The sequence below is a fragment of the Niallia sp. HCP3S3_B10 genome (genome assembly GCF_052064465.1).
Classification (GTDB): domain Bacteria; phylum Bacillota; class Bacilli; order Bacillales; family Cytobacillaceae; genus Niallia; species Niallia hominis.
The window spans coordinates 23,533-43,544 of record NZ_JBQHVO010000046.1 but is presented as its reverse complement, the minus strand read 5'-3'; the positions used below and the strand labels follow the sequence as shown (position 1 = coordinate 43,544).

At 31.6% G+C, this 20,012-nt stretch carries 13 protein-coding genes and 2 pseudogenes; 13 read left to right on the top strand and 2 right to left on the bottom strand.

Annotated features, from left to right (window positions below; genetic code table 11):
* Positions 1-836 precede the first annotated feature (836 nt).
* The 3 genes from ACTNDN_RS17765 to ACTNDN_RS17755 all read left to right on the top strand — a co-directional run bounded on the left by ACTNDN_RS17765 (position 837) and on the right by ACTNDN_RS17755 (position 4,396).
* Entirely contained in the window at positions 837-1,106 is a 270-nt protein-coding gene (locus tag ACTNDN_RS17765) for a hypothetical protein (protein WP_251629660.1), read from the top strand.
* Between the two features lie 1,026 nt (positions 1,107-2,132).
* Complete coding sequence (locus tag ACTNDN_RS17760) at positions 2,133-3,470, top strand: AAA family ATPase (RefSeq protein ID WP_251629662.1); 1,338 nt, start codon at positions 2,133-2,135, stop codon at positions 3,468-3,470.
* Positions 3,470-4,396, top strand: a complete 927-nt coding sequence (locus tag ACTNDN_RS17755; protein WP_251629664.1) for a DUF4435 domain-containing protein — start codon at positions 3,470-3,472, stop codon at positions 4,394-4,396. Before ACTNDN_RS17760 ends, ACTNDN_RS17755 begins: the two co-directional genes overlap by 1 nt.
* A 531-nt stretch (positions 4,397-4,927) precedes the next feature.
* On the opposite strand, the pseudogene ACTNDN_RS17750 reads toward ACTNDN_RS17755, so the two are convergent.
* Together ACTNDN_RS17750 and ACTNDN_RS17745 are read right to left on the bottom strand one after the other, a co-directional pair.
* Positions 4,928-6,047 (bottom strand): annotated as a pseudogene (locus ACTNDN_RS17750) (IS3 family transposase).
* Positions 6,048-7,064: 1,017 nt separating this feature from the next.
* On the bottom strand, positions 7,065-7,244 hold the full coding sequence (locus tag ACTNDN_RS17745; RefSeq protein WP_251629668.1) for a hypothetical protein: 180 nt from the start codon (positions 7,242-7,244) through the stop codon (positions 7,065-7,067).
* Between the two features lie 273 nt (positions 7,245-7,517).
* Between ACTNDN_RS17745 and ACTNDN_RS17740 the strand changes: the two genes are divergently transcribed.
* The 10 genes and pseudogenes from ACTNDN_RS17740 (at position 7,518) to ACTNDN_RS17695 (ending at position 20,011) form a co-directional block, all read left to right on the top strand.
* A complete protein-coding gene (locus tag ACTNDN_RS17740; RefSeq protein ID WP_251629669.1) occupies positions 7,518-7,904 on the top strand; it encodes a hypothetical protein in 387 nt (128 codons plus the stop codon).
* Between the two features lie 87 nt (positions 7,905-7,991).
* Positions 7,992-8,741, top strand: a pseudogene (gene terS, locus ACTNDN_RS17735) (phage terminase small subunit).
* A complete protein-coding gene (locus ACTNDN_RS17730; protein ID WP_251629670.1) occupies positions 8,728-9,015 on the top strand; it encodes a phage terminase large subunit in 288 nt (95 codons plus the stop codon). The pseudogene terS and the gene ACTNDN_RS17730 overlap by 14 nt, the downstream one beginning before the upstream one ends.
* Positions 8,972-9,388: a phage terminase large subunit gene (locus ACTNDN_RS17725; RefSeq protein WP_251629671.1), complete on the top strand. Its 417-nt coding sequence runs from the start codon at positions 8,972-8,974 to the stop codon at positions 9,386-9,388. Before ACTNDN_RS17730 ends, ACTNDN_RS17725 begins: the two co-directional genes overlap by 44 nt.
* Entirely contained in the window at positions 9,363-9,740 is a 378-nt protein-coding gene (locus tag ACTNDN_RS17720) for a terminase large subunit (protein ID WP_251629672.1), read from the top strand. Before ACTNDN_RS17725 ends, ACTNDN_RS17720 begins: the two co-directional genes overlap by 26 nt.
* A complete protein-coding gene (locus ACTNDN_RS17715; protein ID WP_441131644.1) occupies positions 9,731-9,925 on the top strand; it encodes a terminase large subunit in 195 nt (64 codons plus the stop codon). Before ACTNDN_RS17720 ends, ACTNDN_RS17715 begins: the two co-directional genes overlap by 10 nt.
* Before the next feature lie 235 nt (positions 9,926-10,160).
* A complete protein-coding gene (locus ACTNDN_RS17710; RefSeq protein WP_251629673.1) occupies positions 10,161-10,766 on the top strand; it encodes a hypothetical protein in 606 nt (201 codons plus the stop codon).
* Positions 10,767-11,394: 628 nt separating this feature from the next.
* Complete coding sequence (locus ACTNDN_RS17705; protein ID WP_441131643.1) at positions 11,395-13,140, top strand: hypothetical protein; 1,746 nt, start codon at positions 11,395-11,397, stop codon at positions 13,138-13,140.
* Positions 13,124-14,812 (top strand): hypothetical protein, encoded by a 1,689-nt coding sequence (locus ACTNDN_RS17700; protein ID WP_251629675.1) that lies wholly within the window; start codon positions 13,124-13,126, stop codon positions 14,810-14,812. Before ACTNDN_RS17705 ends, ACTNDN_RS17700 begins: the two co-directional genes overlap by 17 nt.
* Positions 14,813-20,011, top strand: coding sequence for an FtsK/SpoIIIE domain-containing protein (locus tag ACTNDN_RS17695; protein WP_251629676.1), 5,199 nt, complete (start codon positions 14,813-14,815; stop codon positions 20,009-20,011).
* The last annotated feature ends 1 nt before the right edge of the window (position 20,012 follow it).

The window sequence follows — 20,012 nt, the reverse complement described above, 5'->3', positions numbered from 1 at the left end:
CTACCAGTGTCTTGTATTTCATTTAAAAAACTTAACTAAATAATAACCCAGGCCCCATCTAAAACATAGGTGGGGTCTATTTGACGCTTACGTATCAAAGGGCAATCCAAGCTTTTACCTTTTAGCCAAGCATATAAAGATATAAATAAAAAAGAACAAGATAAAAAAATATATCATTTCAATTGTAATTACAAGGAATCTCTAAGACCAGAGATATTTAGAGCTTTATTAACGAATTCCTGTAATGAGTTCTATACAACATTTTCAGTCGGAAGATATTCCAAAAGGCAATGGAATACTTTAATTGAAAAATTTGTTAATGATACAATAGAAAGTGAACGCTACATAAATGTTCCAAAACACAAGATTAAAGGAATTGCATACAAATGTCTGGAAAGAATTATTGATCATAATGATTATAAACATTCTAAGGCATTTGCCGATTATCAAGAAGTGATGAAAGAGATGTATAGTAGTGATAATACTAGAGTTTCAAATCCTCATATATATAATTGGTTAGAATAAGTCAATAGAAGTCCATAGTTAACCCAAACTAAACAAAAAGATGGTAAACCTAGAAATAAATGTATTTATGAGGATTATCTTTTAAATTATGATGAACTAACAAGTAATATTCGTTTTTATATTAAGCAAAAAACAGAGTGCAATAAAGTGTATTATCGAGATGTATAAATAATAATCGTTGATCGGCTGCTAAAAATGGAAGAAAGATAACCTAATAACACATTGGAGATAGCATAACCGACCAAGATATCGGTTTCTATACTAAACAAAAGCTGTTTTCATGGGGCGTGACCGCAAATCTAGTAGGAACGATGATAAATGGAAATTCTCAAAGAGGAGAGGGAAAAGAAGGATGGGAATTTGCTAATTTTATAGGTCTTGATAACACATATATGGGCGGCAATATTATTACGCGTTCAGAAACTGGAGAAAATACTACTCTTTATCAAAATCCATCTTTAAAATTAGCAACAGAAGAAGAAAAAGTAGCTCACCCAACATGGTATTTTAGAAATACGGGTGCTAATGTAGAAAAAAGTTATGCTGAAGACAATGATAAAACAGGAGACTTTTATATATGACTGTGCATTGTGTTTATCTGCGCATAATATTGCTAGTCCTGACATGTTAACTATAGCACTAAGCGTAAATGACTTTTTTCAAGAGACGCAGGAAATAATATTAGCTAATAGCCGTTTAGGATTAGAACTAATGGTTAAGTAAATTAAAGTAACTTTACCTGACGTTAAAATAGGTGTTAATCCTACTACTGTTTGATGGGTATGTATAATGGCGGAATTGGCAGACTAGCACGACTTAAAATCGTATTCCTTCTGGAGTGTCGGTTCGACCCTGATCACCGGTATTACCTAGTGAATATAAGTTAAGATGAAAAACTCACAAATGTTGTTATATCAGCATTTGTGAGTTTTTTTGTTATGTAAGAAAACGATAGAAAGCGATACGTTTTTAAAAAATAATGCAACAAAAAATGCAAATAGATCCTCATTAAATAATCACCTTTAGTTCTGTGCATAATGTATTATTAGGACGTAAATTTACTCTTTTGGGAACCCATTTTTCGTTGCGACACCATCACGTTTACGAACATCTCCGTGAGATATAAACTTCATTACTTTATCTGAATACAGCCATTGAAATGTACCACCTATGACATAATGCCTGCCACCAAATGACAATAAGTGTACCTAAAAGACAGACTGTTTACCACTGCAATGCTTTTGGTGATAAAAGATATAAAACCATAGTTTTAGAGGTTAAAAAAATTTAATTGATTTTAAATAAAATGAGGTTTTCTGCAAACGGGAAAGATTAACCTTTTGTAACACGTAGTAGACTCTTACTGTGCAGTAAATAATTTCGTTTATGAAAGAATGTACTTCATTTAAGAGGTTATATTTATCGGAGTAGGTATTCAATAAGCGTCCAGTTAATTCGATAAGCTATGTTTGAAAATATAAGATAGAAAGATTGAGGGGCATAAAACTAAGAATAAATAGTGATATATACTTATCTTTAAGTTATAATGTATATATTTGGATTAAGGCATAACATTACAATTTTTGCTAATGTTGAGGGGGATTATCTTGAAATTAAAAGAAATATCTATCAAAAAGTTATTTGGTATATTTGATCATGATATCAAATTAAATGTCGATAGAGGAATAACAATTGTAATTGGTGAGAATGGATTAGGAAAAACAAAAATTTTAGAAGTGGTAGAGGCATTTTTTAAAGGCGAGTTTTATAAACTTTTAAATGTTGAATATAAAAGTCTTATTCTAAAATTTGAAGATAATGTTTCTTGGGAAGTTTTCAAAAATGAGTCTGAAGAAAAAGAAATTGTACTTTCTATTAATCAAAAAGGAAAAGGTACTGAAGAAAAAGAGACGTTTCTAATAGATTTGGATGTATATTCACCAGAACGAATTAGAAGAGAAGCATTAAATATAGTAAGGATGAGTAATAATTTAAGAAGATTTAACTCTGACACATGGCAGCATAAAATAACTGGGGAACTTTATAATTCATTAGAAATTATTGAAAAATTTGGTGTAAACCAGTCAAAGCTTTTTCATAATTTCTTTATTAAAGATTTAGATTTACCTCAGTGGTTTGTTGATAGATTTGAGAAAGTACAGGTCTCTTTAATAGAAACACAACGAGTTTACAATTTTGAAAACCCTGATAGAGCGCCCGTTGAAACTGTTAAAAAATATTCTAAAGAGTTAACAGAACTGATAAAACAAAAATTAACAGAGTCTACAGAGTTATCCTCCAAACTAGATAGAACATACCCTAATAGACTAGTTAACGAATTAAAAAAAGGTAATCGTAATTTATCTGAGGAAGATTTGAATTATGAACTTAATGCTCTAGAAGATAAGCGTAGTTTACTTGATGAAGTTGGGTTAGTGGAAACTGATAAAAATTCGGATCTTCTTTTAATAGATAAACCAGAAGATACTGTGAAAAATGTTCTTATGTTATATGTTAGGGATAGTTTTGATAAGTTAAGCATATTTGATGAAATTGCAGAAAAAATCAGATTGTTATTAAACATTATTAATGAAAGATTTAAACATAAAAAGTTATATGTAAATAAAGATAAGGGATTTGTTTTTAAATCTACCGTGCTAAAAGAAGAAGATATTTATAAAGAAATTCCTTTAGAACAACTTTCTTCTGGAGAAAAAAATGAGTTAATCTTATTTTATAACTTGATATTTAATACTACTCCTAATTCTTTAATTTTAATCGATGAACCGGAAATATCCTTACATATTTCATGGCAAAATAAATTTATTTCAGATTTGAAAGAAATACACAATTTAAATAAACTAGATATTCTTATAGCTACACATTCCCCAGATATTATATCAAATAATTGGGATTTAAAAGTTGAATTACTAGGGGTGGAGTAATGTTTGAGCATATGACACCCGAGAGAACAGCAAATGCAATAATGCAAGATACCACATTTAATGGGACATATTTAATTGTTGAGGGTATGAAAGATTTTAATCTATATAATAAATTCATAAATGTTGGTGATACAGTAGAAATTAAACAAGTTGGGGGTAAGGAAAAAGTTATAGAAGTTATAAAAATTTTAGAGGAACGACAGTTCGAAGAAAAAATAGGAATAGTAGATACGGATTTCTCCAAAATTTCGGAGAGAGACCTGTTAATAGCAAGTGTTTTTTCAACAGATTATCATGATAGCGAAGTAATGATGTTTAAATCACCAGCATTAGAGACGCTATTATATATCTATGTTAAAAAGGATAAGTTAGAAGAGTTTTTGAATGGAAGAGATCTAAGGGCGACTTTGTTAAATATCGCTAAAGAAATAGGTTTATTAAAACTAGCGAATTACCTACATAGTTTTGGATTGGCATTTAAGCCAAAAAATATAGATGGTAATACACTGAAATACAAAAATTTTATAGATGAGAGAACATTACAGTTTAAAGGTAAAGAAGAATTAATTAATACTGTTTATAACTATTCATTAAGTAGATCTAGTCAAGTAGCTGATAAAGAGTTAGTGCATGAGAAGTTTGACGAGTTATCAAACAAAGAATACGATTTTCTGCAACTAGTAAATGGGCATGATTTATCAAATATTATATTCTTATTATTAAAAAAAGCTCTTAGAAGCACTAAAAAGTCATTGTCTGATTATAATACTATTGAAGATTCATTTATTATGTCTTATGAAGCAAGATATTTTATAGAGACCGAGTTATTTCAGAATCTTTATAAATGGTCAAATTTGAATGATGTAAACCTTTTTAAGGAAGATATTAAAGAACTTTATCAAAAAATGAATCTTATTGAGGTTTAATCAATCTTTTCACCAAACCTTATTTTAAACCAACAATTAAGAATATTACTAGTATTACTTTTAATGAAGTTGAAAAAATCGAGATACGGATAGAAGTATAGAAATTTTAAGAAGCTTTAAGGCTCTTCTCAAATAGTAAATAGTGATACAGGGGCTATAAATTACAATTTTTTTGCTGCGAAGTACAACGATACTATTCTATAGATAATGAATCTCCACAATCGGTGTGATTGCGGAAGACAATCTTCTCGTCACAATCATATGATTAAAGAAATAAAAACCAGCCACTTACAAAATACTGTAAGTGGCTGGTTACTATTAATATTACAATAATCCAAAGAATAACTAATAATTTTGTTATCAAGAGAGTTATATTGCCATCTTATCGAATATATAAACTGTTTCTTGTTCATCTATAATAAGTCGTTCATTTAGTAAGTGAGCATATTTTTTCATAGTTGTATCAATATTACTATGTCCTAACCTTTCACTTACATAATGTATTGATACATTTGGTATGTCAACACAAAACTAGACAACTTTTTTAAGGTGTTTCCATTTATATTCGATTGGGCTTAAATAATCCAAGGTTCCATGAATTCGATGTAATTAAACCAATTGACATAGCCTTATAATCCCTTTGATAATTCTTCTAAACTAGTAAAATGTCTTTTTCTGATAAACTCTGTTTTGATGATTTTAAAGGTTGCTTCTGCTACGGCATTATCATATGGGCAGCCTTTCCTGCTTAATGATCGCGTAATATGAAATGTCTCTAGGGCTTCATCTATCAGCTTATGTTTACATTCATTTCCACGATCTGTATGGAAATATGGAATGTTTCGCAAGTCCTTCTTAATGGAGGAAAAGGCACGGTATACAAGTGCTGCATCTTTGTGCGGGCCCGTACTATATCCAATAATTTCTCGATTAAAGAGATCAACAAATACACATACGTATTGTCATTTTTTATCGACCCTTACGTATGTTAAATCACTTACGACTACTGTTAACTCTTCTTTTTGGTGGAATTCCCGATCCAATTCATTTTGCTGATTCGATTCATTACACTTGGCAGAATGCGGTTTAAAGTGGACTACTGTGTAAGCTGAAACTAAACCTTGTTCTCGCATAATCCGGCCAATTCGGCGTCTAGAAACGATGAATCCTTGTTTTTTAAATTCTACCTTTATCTTACGAGTTCCATAGTTTTCTCGGCTTAAGTGAAAGATTTCGATGATTTTTGTTGTCATCTCATCCTCTGACGGTCTTTCCTTTGTCTCATAATAATAAGTGCTTCTTGAAAGTTGTAGGACTTTGCACATTGCTGATATCGAGTACTTGTGCTGATTGTTCTTTACCACATTTACTTTCGTCCTAGTATCAGCGCTGCTTGCTTTAAAATATCATTCTCCATCTGTAGCTGTTTTAGCTCTTTACGTAATTGATTTAGTTCTTTTTATTCAGGAGTTAAATTGTCTTTCTCCTGAAAGGACCCGGACATTTGATGTTGATTAATCCACTTGTCTAGTGAAGAAGGCGTTAACTCATACTCACGAATAATATCTCTTCTTGGTTTTCCGTTCAGATATAGTTGCACCATTTGTTGTTTAAATTCGGCGGTGAAAGTTCGGCGTGTTTTTTTGGTCATGGTAGATTCTCCTCTGATTGTCTTATTCGCATTCTACTTGACCTTAAAATATCTGTCCAACTAAGTATAGACTATCCAACAGTCTTGCTAATTTGCATGGGGTTATTCATACGGAATTGCATAGTGTAGTTCATAAGATTTTACATTCGAATAAAGAATATTTAAAAGTAATTAAATTAATAATAACGGACAAAATTTCTTGCTCATCGTCAGCTTTCCAAATGCTATCAGAAATAAAATCTCCTTTATGTGGAATAATATTTGATTCAAAGCTTTTTCGGATAGTTGACCAACCTTTGTTGAATGTTTTCAAATGAATTAATGAGATAAAGTAATTTCCATAATATCACCGCCTTTTTTGTTTGTTCTAGATAGAGAGATATTAAGAATTGTTTATGATTGCATGCTAAGTGGAGTGACAAGGCAGCAGATAGCGGTTCATTTAGAAATTTCAAGAGATTCTGTGGACAAGCTTCGTTCCGACATAAAGGCGCAAATCGGCACAAATACGACTTTTTCCAAAGTTTTGCACGGAGAAAAAGTGGCAGTGTAAAACGGAAGGCAGGACGGGTAGGCAGTTAACAAGCTGTTTCCTCTATTTTTGTTCGAGAACTTCACCTTTCTCGGTATTATAATTTATTTTTATATTCTGCCAGAGGCCTTTTAAACCTACACCACACGGTAAATAAGATAAGCTGGAGCATAAACGTGGTCGACCCTTTTATCATGTAAGATGCAAATCCTTACCTGCATTTTATAATTTATTTTTATTGAAAATTGCTATCCAAAGCTGTAAAGGTGAAGTATATAGTTATGTATGGCCATGCACCACGAGGGGGGTGTGGTTATCTCAGATGAAGTAAAAAAGACACCGATTCAAATAGGAAGATGTCTTTTTCGTTGCGGTTTAATTTATTTTTATAAAAATCTAAAACCACATTTATAATTTATTTTTATTTAAGGTCTCAACCCCCTCATTGAGGGAGAGAGACCATATTTTGTCGTTTTAATTGGTAATTATTCAAGCAATTTATTCAATGTTTCAAGCATTTCTATAGTATTTGAATCGCCCTTTGTATATAGCAGAATCAATAGTATGATAAACAAAATGATTAAATAGATATCAATAATTAAAATAGGTTTGTCGTTAATCCATATCTTTATTCTTAGTTTTTTAAAAAATAGCTCTTTTAGCATTGTAAACCTCCTAAATAGAGGCCTCTCTCTTTAATAAAAAGTTTAATGGATTCCAGTAAGAAAATCAATGGGGATATCATGGGTAAATCCAGTTGTATCAAGGGTTTATAGACGATTATAATTTACTCTTATAATTCAAAGGAATTTTTATATAATTTATTTTTATGAAAAGTTAATTGCAGGAAAATATCTCCTTTTGTCGAATAGTATATCTAATAAATTTAAGGGGGAATTTACATAGATACTTTTTTACTCAGAGAGAAGCTAATTCAGGTGATTCAAGATAATATTCCTAGTATTAGATTTGATTTTTCTTTGAAAGAAGAACGATTTAAGCAAGAAAGAGTCAATGCATTTATTCCTAATGAACAGAGTAAACGATGGATGATGTTAGATGCTACTAAAAACTTTCTGCATGTAGCAATGGATCATAATAAAGGTGATATTGATGAGCAAGAGTTAAGAGAACTTAATATTCCATATAAGATAGATGGTACAAGAGGGTTAACAAGGATATATTTACATAGTGATAATGCAGTTGAGCTTTATGTGTTTGATGAAAAATTAGTTGATTTTGAGGATAATAAGTTCTTGGAATTCTTACATAAGCATTTTTCTTCCTATGTTAAAAGAGTAAGTACTGCAAGGATAAGAAACTAAATAGATTGAATGATAAGCATCCGAATTGGGATGCTTTTTCTTTTGTCCAAAACAAACATAAATATCGGAGGTGGCAGGTGATGTAGCATGGCTGAAAAATATGTTCAAGCTGAGAAAGGTTATGTCAAGGGCATGGAATATAAGGATATTGCAGAGAAATATGGTGTCTCCATTAATACTGTAAAGTCATGGAAAAAACGATATGGTTGGAATTGAGATAGGGATGCACCCAAAGAAAAAAGTGTGCACACAAAAAAACGAGGTGCACCAAAAGGAAATATTAATGCTAAAGGCAATAGTGGTGGTGCCGCTCTTAAAGGTAATTCCAATGCTGTTACTCATGGACTCTTTGCTAAATTTCTTCCTGATGAAACATTAGAAATAATGGAGCATATAAATGAGTGTTCTCCAAAAGAGTTAATATGGGACCAAATACAGTATGCCACTATTATTCGAGCGCAAAAGATTATGCTGGTGCAGGATAAGCATGAAATGATTAAAGAGTTGAAAAAAACTAAATATGAATATTATCCACGCCCTGAAGAAGAGGGTGGCGGTGTTGAACAGACAGTTATAGAAGAAGAGTTTCAGTTTGCATGGGATCGCCACGCTACTTTCTTAAATGCACAATCAAGAGCAATGGGAGAGTTAAGATCCTTAATAAAACAGTTTGTGACAATTGCAGGTGAAGCGGATGAAAGACGTATGAGATTAGAAATGATGAATCTGCAAATGGATAAGATTCGAGCTGATACTGAAAAAGTTAAGGCCTCTTCTAACAATGGTGATACTGGTATGAGTGTGATGATTGTGAACGATCTTAATGATGATGACTAATCCAATCAAAATAAGTTTGAAAAAAGTTGTTGGTAAGGGATACGGGAAGTACTGGAACTATAAAGGGCGTTACCGAGTAGTTAAAGGCGGTCGTGGTTCAAAAAAATCTACAACAACAGCATTAAATATGATTTATAGGATAATTGAGTATCTGCTATATAATCTATTGGTTGTTCGTAAAGTGTTCAAGGATCATAAGGATTCTACTTACGCTCATATTGAAATGGGCAATGCGACAGCTGGGAGTGGAGCATTTATTTCACTGTACAACTAGTCCATTAGAAATAAGGTATAAACCTACTGGCCAGAAGATACTTTTTCGTGGTTTAGATGACCCGATGAGTATCACCTCTATTACGGTTGAAGTGGGTTATTTGTGTTTTGCTTGGTTTGAAGAAGCCTACCAAATATTAAATGAGGATGACTTTGACAAAGTGGATATGTCTATCCGCGGTGAATTGCCTCCTGGTTACTTCAAGCAGATCAGCATCAGCTTTAATTCCTGGAATGAAAAGCACTGGCTTAAACGGAGATTCTTTGACGTTCAAGTAGATAATACTCTAGCCATGACAACCAATTACATGTGTAATGAGTTTCTTGGTGAGGATGATAGAGTATTATTTGGAGAACAACCCAAGACGTTATAAAATAGAAGGCTTAGGAGAATGGGGAATTGCCGAAGGTGCTATATTCACCAATTGGCATGAAAAACTATTCGATAAAAATGAAATTATTAAGCGATCTGGCATTAAATCTGCTTTTGGTATGGACTTTGGATTTACAGTGGACCCAAGTACATTATCATGTGCTCTCGTCGATGTTAAAGCAAGAGAGATTTATCTATTTGATGAAATGTATGAGAAGGGCTTAATAAATAATGAAATAGCTGAACAGGTTATAAGAATGGGTTATAGCAAGGAAATGATTATTGCTGATGCAGCAGAAAAGAAAAGTATTGAAGAGATTAGGCGTTATGGTGTACGTAAGAGATTAAGCTAGCTGAAAAAGGACCGGACAGTGTAAAAGCAGGTATTCAGTTCCTGCAGCAATTTACCATTTACGTTCACCCAAATTGTACAAACTTTGCTATGGAATTAGCTAATTATGTATGGGATAAAAATAAAGAAGGTAAGTTTATCAATAAACCAATTGATGAATACAACTATTTAATTGATGCGTTATGAAAATTAATCTAATTAATAGAAAAAACGTAATCATGTTATGAGAAATATTAATAATTTTTCAAAAAATATGATGTTAAGGTGTATGAGAGTGAATCAAAATGGGATGGTTGAAATGATTAGAAAATTTAAAATTCAGACTATTATACTATTATACTATTATTTTAGTGTATAATTTTCTTGTGAAATTTTATCCAATTGACTAATGTGTAAATAGTAAGGGGAGGAAGATTAATTAATGCACAATAATACAAAAGAGAATTCACCTTTAAGTATTAATTGGAACCAGGTTAAGAATAGTTTACAAGTTGCTTTGAAATATGAGGAATTGGATTTTTTGTCAAGTAAAGATCATTCAGGACTTTTAATTTCTACATTAAATTTTAAAGTTAATAATAAAGGGTTTATTAAGTTAGCAGAAGACTTGTATATAAAATTCTCCTTTGGTTATGTTCCGGATAGGTTAGTGATTAAGGAGTTACCTCATAATGTATTAAAAATAGGTTTTAGTCCTAAAAATAAATTGGTAAGTTGGACAGTATTTTTAGATTTACCATTTACAAAAATTTTAAGCGGTGATATTTTCATTGAATCAACGTCTACTTTTATAAGCAAAGAGTTAGAAGGGATGTACTATAGCATTATTGTGACAAGTCGTAATCCTCTATCTTCATCAAGCCAAGATAGAAACATAATTCATAAAATTATTGAGAAAGCAAAAAAGAATGATTTTATAGCAGCAGATAAATTTAAATATTTCCATAGTCCAAATATAGATGGACTGAGAAATAAAAATGAGTATTTTGCAGGTACAGGAAGTAATATAACAAGAAAATCGTATTAAAATAAATGCAATATTGGTTTGAAATTTGAAAAGTTAATAGGAATGTACAAATAATGATGTAATTAATTAAATAACACCGTGTTCTCTATTTGTGATAGCGGTAAAAAGGTCAACTTTATAAAGAAAAGAATAACATTATCCAAAAAGATGCTATAGAACAAAAAGCAGGTTGAAAAATAATTTAGAGGAAATGGGACTAGACAGAAAAATTGAATTATTTTCAATATTAAAAAATATTTAGAATAAGTACATAAATCAATAAATTCAGTAACTATTAATTTTTAATATCATTCTAGGTATCTAAAATATAGCAAGTAAAAGAAAAAAATAATATATCAAGTTTTCAGACTGTAGACAAGGTTGGCATAGCTAACCTTGTTTTTTAAAGAAAAGAAATTAGAGAATTTAAAACAATTGGTTTTCTGCCATCTTTGTTAGGTGAAAATAACTATTATTCACGGTTCCACTAGGGAACTTAGAATAATACCTGTTTCAGTCTTTTTTGGAAATAATCACACAAAAGAGCAGGAAAATTACGGGATTATATGGTAAGATAGTAATATAAAAATAGTAAATGTAATTATTTGGTATGTACATCGTGGATATGCCAACTAGAGGTGAAAGTAAAATGGAACAAGTTGAAAAACTAGAAAAAAAGATAAATCCTTTTGTGAACTTCATGCAACAGTATGACTTAACGACTGCAGATTATTCAAAAATTTTTGATGAACATACTACTACTATTCAATACAATATTGATACAAATATAAATCAACAAATTATCAATATATTTCAAGAAGCACCTCGTTCTGTCATCATTACTGGTAATGCAGGTGATGGAAAAACACGTATATGCCGTAATGTATATGAAGCAATTTCTAAAAAAACTTTCCAAGGGTGGCCAGAAAGTGGAATTGACGAGTTTGTTGTTAATAATTATACAATTAGGATTATTAAAGATTTATCAGAATTACAGGATCATATAATCCTTGAAGAGTTAAAAAGATTGCAAGAATCATTACTTAGTTTGACGAAAATTTATTATTTAATTGCTGCTAATGAAGGAAAGCTTACATATTTTTTAACAAAATACCCGGAATTGACAAATCTTAAAGAAGTTATCATTCCACAATTTTCACCAATACATAAGCAGCAGTTTGATCAATTACAAGTGTTTAATTTACTTCATGTTTCTTCATCTGTTTATGCACAACGAATTATAAGTGAATGGAATCAGGAAGAGAATTGGCAAGTGTGTTCAGGATGTAATAAACAAAAACAGTGCATTATTAATCATAATCATCGGGCGCTTTCAACTAAAAAAACAGCTGGTCGCCTGTTAGGTGTGTATCGTTCTTTAGATGGTAAACATGGACATATGACAATGCGAGAATTGCTTATTCATCTAGCTTATACACATACAGGCGGTTTATATTGCAGAGATATTCATAATTCGGATTCAAAAGAACTGCAACAACAAGCAAAAAAAGTATACTATGAAAACTTTTTTGGGCACAACATTGCAAAAGAAGTTTTTGAAGAAATTGCTGGAATTCAAGAAATGAGAGCATTTGACCCAGGGTATTTATCAGATTCTATGATTGATGACTTTATTATGAATGGCGATTTATCTAATCAAGAAACTAGCCTTTCACATCAGGAACTGTTTGGAGAAAGTATTGATACGGAATATGGATATTTTTATGAAGAGTTAAGAAAATACCGTTTGAATTACCGCTCTGATGAAGATGAAGGAAAAAAAATAGCGGAAAAATGGTTGCCTCGTCTTCGTAGAAAGTATTATTTTGAGTATAAAAGTAGCAAGTCGATTGAAAAGTTAGTTCCTTATCGCTATCGCAAAATATTCCTTGATATTTTAAAATCACCGGAAAAAATGTCGTTAGATATAAAAAGAGATTTAGTATCAGGAGTAAACACATACTTTTCTAAGAGGTTGGTTTATTCTCCTTCTCATGCTCTATATGTTACTTCTGAAAATTTATTTGTCCATGATGTTATTAATTCGGGAGATATAAGGTTTGAAGTTTCACCAAGCGATTTAAATTTAGATCGTAAGGCATCTTACTTCACGATGAAAATTAAAGGTGTCACATTAAACATTAACCTCTTAACATTTGAATACTTACTTCGTTTAGCAAATGGAGGAATGTTTAATGTCTTAAAAGAAGACATTGAAATATTGTTAAATAATTTCAGAAATAAGTTAATTTCTTTAAGTCAGACTGAAGGTTCTGTGTTGAAAATTTTAAAATTTGATACGTCTCACGGAGCATTTGTTTTAAAAGAAATACAAATTCAAACTGATGATGAGACAGAACAAGAGGAAGAAGAGGAAGATGAATATGAATGGTGAAGTGAATGAGATGGAAGCCGCAAAAGAAAATATTCAATTTTCTAGTCAAATTTCTGAAAAAATTTGGGGACATCGTTTTAAAGATGGTCAGCGCGGTCCTGAATATACGCTTGAGTTTTTAAATATTATGGCTGGTACTGAATATGAGTTTGGCAACAAATACTATGCTCGAAAAAAAATGGAGGAATTCAGAAAATTTGTTTTTGAAGGATCAAAAGAAGGCGCTAAGACAAAAGATGATTCTTCTAATTATGTCGAATTTGATGAAAAAAGAAAAAAAGATATTATTGATGACTTAGGGATAGATTCTTCAGAACTTGAGGATTTACAGTCGTTTTTTAAAAATTTAACCGTTCAAATGACCACTTCTAGTGGGAAAATGCTAAATCGATCCTGGTATGCGACAATGTTATTTCCATTGCACGAGTCTCTTCTTTACTTCGAATTACGAACAAATAAACAAAGTAAAAAAACGGCTTTTGAACGTAACTTTTTTGCGCGAGGTGGAGAACTATATTATTTAATGATTACATATGGAACAGAAAATGATATAGAATTACGAAAAAAAATTGAATCCAGATTAAAATCAATTATGCGTCAAAATAAAAGTATTACAGGCGTAGTAGATCGTATTTGTGAGAATTTAGGAGACGATTATAAAATTGATTTAAAGCATCCTCAAAATCCAGCAACGCTTATTAAGGATCCCTCTTTAGAAGGAATTATTCCTAACTATAAAACAAGAGAATATCCTAAGCTTCCAGATAATAACTTAGAAATCTATCATCATTTTGCTGTAGAACTCAATGCGCTGTTACAACTAGATATTGATTTATATGAGTTATTCGGGCTTCTTACATCGCTTATTTGTTTTCAATTGCATCGGTATATGCTTTATCAAGCGGAAAAGGAAAGTGAACAACAAAACATTTACTTTATTGATTGTTTAGATGGTCAGGATTCCCATGTAAAGCGTCTAGCTCAAGATTCACATAGTAAGCATGAAACATCTATTCAAAAACGGTTTGACGCTTATACAGAGGTTCGTTTAAGCAAGTTGCTTCCTGAGGAAACGGCAGTAGAAAAACTGCGTGAATGGAAAGAAAAAGCTGGGCAAAGTCAAGCTAAAAAAGAAGAAGATAGATACGAAGAATTTTTAAAGCAAATAGAGTACAAGTCGGTTCATGGAACAAAGAAAAAAGCATTGATTCAAGCGATTCAAAATCCTGATGAACAACAAGCAATAAAAATGCTAAAATTAAAAATTATTGAATTTTCACGTGATGAGTTAGCAAAAAAGCAGCTTCCGATCACAAGAACTCTAGCAAGAGATGGAGGATTTATTACAACAGGACCTGGAGTAAGAGCAAGATATGTGCTGTCTGATCAGTTTTTATGTAGCCTTGTATATGCAACATTAGAACAAGCAGAAAAAATGGATTTTCATGACTTTATGGTTGAGCTATATGAGAGATACAATATTGTTATTGGGACGGAAGAAGCAAAACGTTCTGGTTTGTATGAACGAGAAGGTGTGAATTTGCGATCTTTTGAAAATAATGAAAAAAAATTAAGGCAAAAATTGAAACAAAATGGCTTATTACAGGAATATTCTGATGCAACAGCCCTTATTAGAAACCCGTACATGGCAAAAGAAGGAGGAGTATATTAGATGGATGCAACACAATCAATTAATAAACAGCTCCTTCTAGGTTACTGGATAGCAGAGTATATTAAATCGTATCTAGTAGAAAACAAAACAAAAAACGCAGAAAAAGTTTTATTAAAAATAAATAATATTAGTAATGAATATAGCCCAGCAATTTTGAATGCCATAAACGAATTGCAATCTGAAATTGCTTTATCCTATGATCCGGTTATTAAAACAGTTGCTCCTATTGATGGATTTGAACGGTTTGCATGTCAAAGTCATGAAACAAGTGTGTGGCTTCGTAACTTTATTCGATCTGGACAAGCACTTATCCTGCTAATGAATAAAAAAACACCAGAAGCTCAAAGTTTAAAAGATATTGTTTCCGTGGATGAATCACAACTTTTATCACAGCAAGGCTTTAGAGCTCTTTCTGACATGCTGACGAATAAGGATCTTTTATCCGTGTCTGAAGTCAATGAACTGCTCCAATTTTTATCTGTCTATCAAACTGTAACGGACTCTCAGTTGTCGTTGATGCTAAACTTCTTAGAAAAAGTTATTCTACAAGCAAACCATTTGTTGATGTCAGAAAGAATCGGTCTGTCTTTAGATCAGTTAAGATTGTTTAAAGATGATTTAATTCGCACAGATAACAAAGCGATTTTAAAAAAATCAATTCAAAAAAATTACTTACTTAGTCATTTACGTAAAAGCAATGTTCATTATTTAGATCCTGAGAAAATGTTAATAAGTGTAGATTTGTTTATTCAAAATGAACAAGAAAATGGTTATATAAGTGACGTATGGGATTTGTTTGAAGGGAAAGAGGCACAGCTTTTAGAAAAAGCTTCTGAATTTGTGTACCAGCAAAATAAAGACTTTTTAGAAGTTCCTTATTCTGCTGCTGAAAAAATATTTAATTTTAAATTTCCTACTGGTATCAAGAATCGACTTATAAATGTTCGTGATCGTATGTTAACAAGTTACAGTGAAAAAATTGAACAAGCTAGCACGCGAGAAGAAGTTGAACATTTAGAAAAAGAAAAGCGGAAAAAAGAACAAGAGTTTGATGCGGGTGTAGAAGCAGTTTTAGAAAAAAAAGACCTTGAAGCAGTTCGGAGTTTTCGCGAAGAGTTTGCCGATCATATTGAACGTGAAGGAATCATTAAATCTATTGTCAATGTGGAAAACAAGCTTGAAAATCCTTCCGAGTATGTAGGATTATTAGAAGGTTTATTCTCGGAAATGCTAGTTATGATAGAAAAAGTTGAGGAAGAAGATTTTTATGGGAAACTTTCTTTTCAAATTTCAAAAACATCAAAAGAAGTAGTACCGAAAGCATACTTGGATTTTTTAAATTATCATCTTCAAGCAATTTCGTTATTATCGAATAACATTATAATAGAGAAAATTAATGAAGAAGATTCAGAAGCTACTCAATTACCAGAACTCATATCATTTGATATTAACTTAATGAGGAATGAAGAAAAGCTTGATTCTACTAATTTTAAAATTGAAACTACAGCTTTTCAAATAGAGAACAATAGCTTTTTTGATTTTTATGATGAGATTGCTCATAATGGAAAACTTGGGTATGTGGTAATAGATTCATTGCAAAAAAACACGAAATTTTTTGAACAAGAATTGGAAGAAATAAAAGCAGCAAGTGAGTTAAGTGATCGAAAATTAATTCCTCATATTGAGGCTTTTTCAACTTTTAATAAACAGTATTTAACTATGGTTCAACGTTCTATTGAACAAGGCTGGACAAGACAATTACTTGAAGAGACAGCTTCCTTAATAGAGGAATATTTAAAAAACACGTATTCAGATGTTCAAGCTGTTCGAAAAGTGCATGGTCTTCTTAATAAAATGGGTGTTGTAGAATTCACAGAAAGCACTAACTTATCGAGCGTTAAGAAAATTACAAAACAAATTATTTCGATTTTTAATCCAGTACGTTTTATTGCATATGGATACAAGCTTGTGCATTTTGGCAAGTTAATTGAAAACCTTTCTGATACTTCTCATGGTCTTAATCCTGCCCGGACGATTGAAGACATTCAGCAATACAAAGCATATGAACAAAATAAGCTTTCTCAGTTAGCACCAGCTTATTTGTCTACCGGTGATCAAAATGTATTTTTCTTTGAACAAGAAGAAGCTTATGGACAAGGTATGTATGTCATAGAGGAATTGAAAGAAAGTGATTCAAATCAAGCAGCAAACTTTGCTAATGAAATGTCAAAGATTGCACAAGATTATGTCCGAATTTATCCATATGCTGCAGACAGTTTAGATATTTTATTCCTCTATGTAACAAACTTGGATTATGTTAAAAAAGCAATTGAAATGCTTTTGAAAAAAGGGGACATCAAAAAATTAAATGTCACTCTGCATAGTCCATCAAAAGCAGCTGTTTTATATGATGAGTTAAATCAATGGCTTAGTGCGAAAGAAGAGTATATTACGCCTCTTCCATTATTAGGAGGACTGCCTCAGCTTGAAATTAATGTGATGCCTCATCATTCTGAGAGAAATCTTGAAAAAACACTAACAAAATCAATGGTTGATTTTGATATTGCCATTTTTGTGGATTATTTTGGTCAAAAACATAATTTAAATGTGCCAAAAAGTTTTCATCAGCGTCCGTTAAAAACTTGCCGTTTAGAAGATACAGCTTGGAAATTTGTTGATGAAACAGGTTACCGGTCTTCAGAAGAAGGAACAAGATTAATCAATTATATTTCTGATAGTCAGCCTTTGTTATTGCAGCGCTTTTATGATTTACAATATGTTTTGCAAAGTGGTATTACTGTTAGCGAAAGCAATGTTACTCAAGTATTGAGAGGACATATTCAAATTACTCATACGGAAAAAAATGCTTTATACAATTTAGTTCATGAAAAATTCAATTGGGTTGTTACATATGATAAATATATGGATCCAATGCTTGTTAGCCAAGTGACAAATAAAGCAAATATTATCAGATATCATATTGATCGTAAAGGAAAAGAAGAAGTAAAAGTGCTTGTTTCTTCATCTGAATCAATTAAGCGTTTTATGGATCAAACGGAGAATTATTATTATCATGAACGGTTATCAAATCGATTAAAAGATCTTTTATCAATTAAAGCTATTGATGAAAGTGTCGTTCGGGATGTAATTCATCAGGTAAAGCAATTATCCGGTGGTTCTGTTTTAAGATCGCTAGGACCTGGGAAATTTATTCATGAGCTTTTATCTGTTTACCTAACCGTTTTGCGTGAAAAAAATGTAAAAGATAATGAAGTAGTTCTTTGGTGTATGTGTGATGAACTTGATTGGTTCCGCAGAAACCAGAAACGCCCTGATTTACTTAAGGTATCTATACAATATAATCCAGAAGAAGAAAAATATTTGATTTCTTTTAAGTTAGTTGAACTAAAATTAGTTCACTTCAATTCCTATGAAATAGAAGTAGCTGATGCAGCCCAACAGCTACTAAGCGGCGAAAAAGTGTTGAAAACTTTTTTTGATTTTGAAATGGTGGCCGTTGATAAAGAAATGAGGCTTGGTACGATTATCAAGCTGTTGATAGAAACAAGAGCATACAATAAAAAAGAATTAGCAATATTAGAAAACTTAAAAAATAATTCAAATACAAATGTGCAATTTTTATTTGAAAAAGAGATTAATGCGTATATCTATTCACAAGATGTTCCATTTGAAACTAAGGAACAAATTGAATTGGGTCATTATGTAGATGTATTAGAAAATAATGATATTGTAACTAAAACATTTACACGCTCTTATATATTAGAAGCGTTAAAAGCTGAAAATGAAGAACCGGAGCAATCCAATCGTCAGTTGGTTGAAGAGTCTGTTTCATTTGAGGCATTTCTTGATGAAAAAGATATTATCGTGAAACATGATGAAGAAATAAAAGATAGTGACAAAGATGACGAGATCGAGGATAAAAATCCTACAGAAGACGAAGAGGATTCTAGAAATGACCTTAGAATGCCAGTAAATCCACCAGCTGTTATTATTCCTTCAACTGATGGTGACCAAGAACACTGTTATCCTGAACGGATAGCTTTAAAAAGTGTGAGAACGATTGAAAATGATAGGGAGAAAACAAAAGCCGATGAAGAGCTAGGCAGGCAATATGGACAAATTCTTCGGACGAAATTCAATTTGAATAACATTAAATTAACAGTAGATCGTACGCTTGTTGGTGCTAACGTTATTCGGGTGATTGGTAATATTCCTCCTAACCAAAGTATTACTTCTGTTGAGAAAAAAGCAAAAGACATGGCTTTATGGTTGAAAATTGATTCTGCACCTACTGTATTTAATGATAAGAATGGAATCAATATTGATATTAACCGTCCAGAACCTGAAACTGTTTATTTTGATCGGTTTATGCACCTTGTCAGAGAACAAGTTTCAGAAGAAAAGTTAACAGAAGGATTTATTGTTCCAGTTGGACTTGACCCGTTAAATAATGTTATGACTGTTGATTTCAATGGTACAGAACCACATATGCTTGTGGCTGGATCAACAGGAAGCGGTAAAAGTGTTAGTTTGAATTCAATTGTTTTTGCTTTGATGTGTTTGTATGATTTCTCAGAACTTCAATTTGTTTTTATTGATCCAAAACAAGTAGAATTTATTCCATTTCAAGGTACTAAGCATACACGTCATGTATTAACAAATATTGAAGAAGCAGTTATTTATTTAAATACTCTTGTTGAAGAAATGGAAGCTCGGTATACTTTATTTAGTAAGCAGTACATTCGTAATTTGAAAGAATATAACGATATGACAGAACAACAAGGAAACAGTGAAGAAAAGCTTCCGCGTATTGTAATCGTTTTTGATGAATTTGCTGATTTTATGCTTCAAGATAAAGAGCTGGCGAAAAAAATTGAAACGATGATTTCTAGAATTGGTCAAAAAGGACGTGCAGCTGGGTTGCATATGATTGTTTGCACACAGTCCCCTAAAGCAGAAGTTATTAATACAACAATTAAAAACAATTTACTGGCTCGACTTGCTTTAAAAGTAACAGATGGAGTAGCCTCGAATGTTGTTTTAGATACAAGTGGTGCTGAGAATTTAGCGGGAAAAGGAGACTTCTTGTTAAAGAAAAACAGCGATCCATTGCGAGGAAAAAGTCCGTTTCTTCATCATGAAGCGTTTGTTTCTTTAATGAATTATTTTAAAAATTAGA